Consider the following 2,611-nt stretch of genomic DNA (forward strand, 5'->3'; position numbering starts at 1 on the left):
GCTGACGGGGGCCCACAAGTCGCCGATGCACGGATTCGCCGTCGAGTTCGCCGGCCACCGCCAGTACGTGCCCGGCGACGACGTGAAGCATCTCGACTGGAGAGTCTACTTCCGCCAGGACCGGCACGTCATCAAGCAATACGAAATGGAGACGAACCTCGTCTGCCATCTCATGCTCGACGTGTCGGAATCGATGCGCTACGGCCAAGCCGACACGCAGAAGCTGCTCTACGCCGCCCGGCTGGCGATCACGCTCGGGCATCTGATTGTTGAGCAGTCCGACAAGGTCAGCCTAGCGCTGTTCGACGAAGAGATTCGCGATCGATTGAAGCCGTCGAACACCATGGCCCAGGTCCTGCAAATGGCCACGGCCGTCGACCAGATCGAACCGACTCGAAAAACGCAGATGGGCCCGGCGCTGTTGGACCTGGCCGCGCGGGCCGGCCGCCGGGGCATCGTCATCATCTTGAGCGATCTGCTGGTCGAGCCAGACGACTTGGTGGCGGGGCTGCAAAGGCTCCGCTACGACGGCCACGAGGTGGTGCTAATGCAGGTCATGCATCACGATGAGCTCGCCTTCGACTTTTCCGGCACCATCCGATTCCTCGGCATTGAAATGGACGAGCAAGTCCTCGCACGGCCCAACGATATCCGTGACGCGTACCTGGACGCACTTGGCGAGCACAATGCCAGGCTGGAAGAGATCTGCAACGCCAACCGGTGCGAGCGAGTCCTCTGCGACACGAGCCGGAACATGGGCAACCTCTTCGCAGACTATCTTCAACGACGTCAGGTATCGCATCGGAGGTGGTAAGCGGATAGTCGCCTTTCGCTCCGCGAAAGTAGCGCAGATCGTAGCGTTTCTTTCGCAGAGCGAAAGACGACTATGGGCGACAACAACCGAGGGATATCAAATGAAGCGACACCACTGTGCAGCGTTTGTCATCGTCGCGGTCCTGGCGACGGCAAGTACGCATCTGGCCCGGTCTCAACCGCCCGACGTTGCCCGACGGCAGTACCAGGAGATGCGGCAGAACTACACCCGGGCTTTGGCCGCTCTGGATCGGATCGAAGAGCACGTGGCCGCCAAGGAGTACGAACCGGCGCTCGCGGCCCTCGAGGAACTGGTCGAGAACAAGGCGAAGCTCGACAAGGCGGAACTGCCCGCCATCGTGAAGCGTTCGGTCTCCACGTGGGAACCCCGGATCCTCGCGTTCGCCAAGCGGATCGAGGAGGCGGGCGTCAGGTTGCCCGACTCGCTGGCGAAACGGGTCCGGCCGCCGGAAAACCCGACGCGTCCACTCAAGCCGGCGACCGGCGCAACGCGGTACGAGATCCTGGGCGCGAAAGGGATCTCGGCAGACGGACGCCGTAAGTTGGCGGATTTCGAAATCGACGTCTATGGTCCCCTACCTTTCCCCGAAACGGTCGCGAAGTTCATCGACGATGAGGTGAGTCTCCTGCTGGAGCTGCAAAACGAGGACGGCTCCTTCCGGTTTCTCGGCGGACGCAAGACCGAAGCCGGCGGAACCGTCGGCCTGGTGACGCAGGCGTCGCTGTGCGGACATTCGCTGCGGGAGCACGTCGAAGTCAATCCCGAGGCGATCGAGGCCGCGCTCTCCAAAACGCTCGATTACGTGGTCTACATGGTTCGCTCCGGCAAACTGCGGACCGACGTCTGGGACTCGACTTGGCGGCACACCTACGCATTGCGATTCCTGGTGCATGAATATCCGCACGTCGAAGACCAGCGGACCAAGGCCCTGGTCGAAGACGCTTGCGGGTTGCTGGTCGACGAGCTTCGCAATTTGCAGCAAGGCACCACCGCACAAAAGTCACAGGCCGTCCGCTGGCAGATGCCGTCGCCGCCCGGCATGGTCGTCCGGGACGATGCCAAGACGGGACGGGCCGTGGTCGCGGAGTGCCCGACCGATTCCCCTGCTCACAAGGCGGGCATACAAGAGGGCGATTTTCTGTTGACGGCCAGTGGGGAGCCGATCGACACCGTCCTCGGCTACTACATGAACCGGATGTTTTGGCTCGGAGGCGACTCGATCGAAATCGGCGTATCACGCGGCGGCGAAACCAAAACGCTGATGATGCACCTGCCGCACCGGTTCCCGGGCACGCTGGGCTTTGCATGCGAACAGGATGGCGACGGCGGCGTCACGGTCGCGGCGTTCGATCCCCTGAGCAATCCCGATCGGGCGCCGATCAACGTCGGCGATCGCATCGTGAAGGTGGACCAAACGGAAATCGCGACGCTCGACGAATTCACCAATCTTTCGTTTTTCTCGGGGCAGGAAGTCGAGGTAGGAATCGAGCGAGATGGAAGGCCGCAAACGTTGCGGCTGATCTGCGTTCCACAAGAGGCCGCCGATTTCGGCGTCGAAATCGAACGCAGTCTCGACCAGACTCGCCTCGACGGTCTGACGATCAAGCAATTGCAGAGCGATTCCTGCCTGAAAGGTGCCGGATTGGAGCCGGGCGACCGGCTCCTGCGAATCAACGACACGCCCATCCTGAACCGACGCCGCTTCCGCGAGCTCGAACGGACGTTCTGGGGAGGCCAGAGAGTTAACGTCACGTATCGCAGCGCGTCGGACCAGCA

At 62.2% G+C, this 2,611-nt stretch carries 2 protein-coding genes; both read left to right on the forward strand.

Annotated features, from left to right (window positions below):
- The first annotated feature begins 25 nt into the window (after positions 1 to 25).
- The gene (locus tag GY725_17555) at positions 26 to 814 is read left to right on the forward strand and encodes a DUF58 domain-containing protein (protein ID MCP4005996.1); all 789 of its coding nucleotides are present in this window, start codon (positions 26 to 28) and stop codon (positions 812 to 814) included.
- A 100-nt stretch (positions 815 to 914) separates the two neighbouring features.
- A partial coding sequence (locus GY725_17560; GenBank protein MCP4005997.1) for a PDZ domain-containing protein occupies positions 915 to 2,611 on the forward strand: 1,697 nt, incomplete at its 3' end.

The sequence above is a fragment of the bacterium genome (assembly GCA_024226335.1).
Taxonomy (GTDB): Bacteria; Myxococcota_A; UBA9160; order SZUA-336; family SZUA-336; genus JAAELY01.

Coding starts and splice junctions, on each gene's coding strand:
- GY725_17555 (MCP4005996.1), top strand. CDS start 26: ATGCACGGATTCGCCGTCGAGTTCGCCGGCCACCGCCAGTACGTGCCC.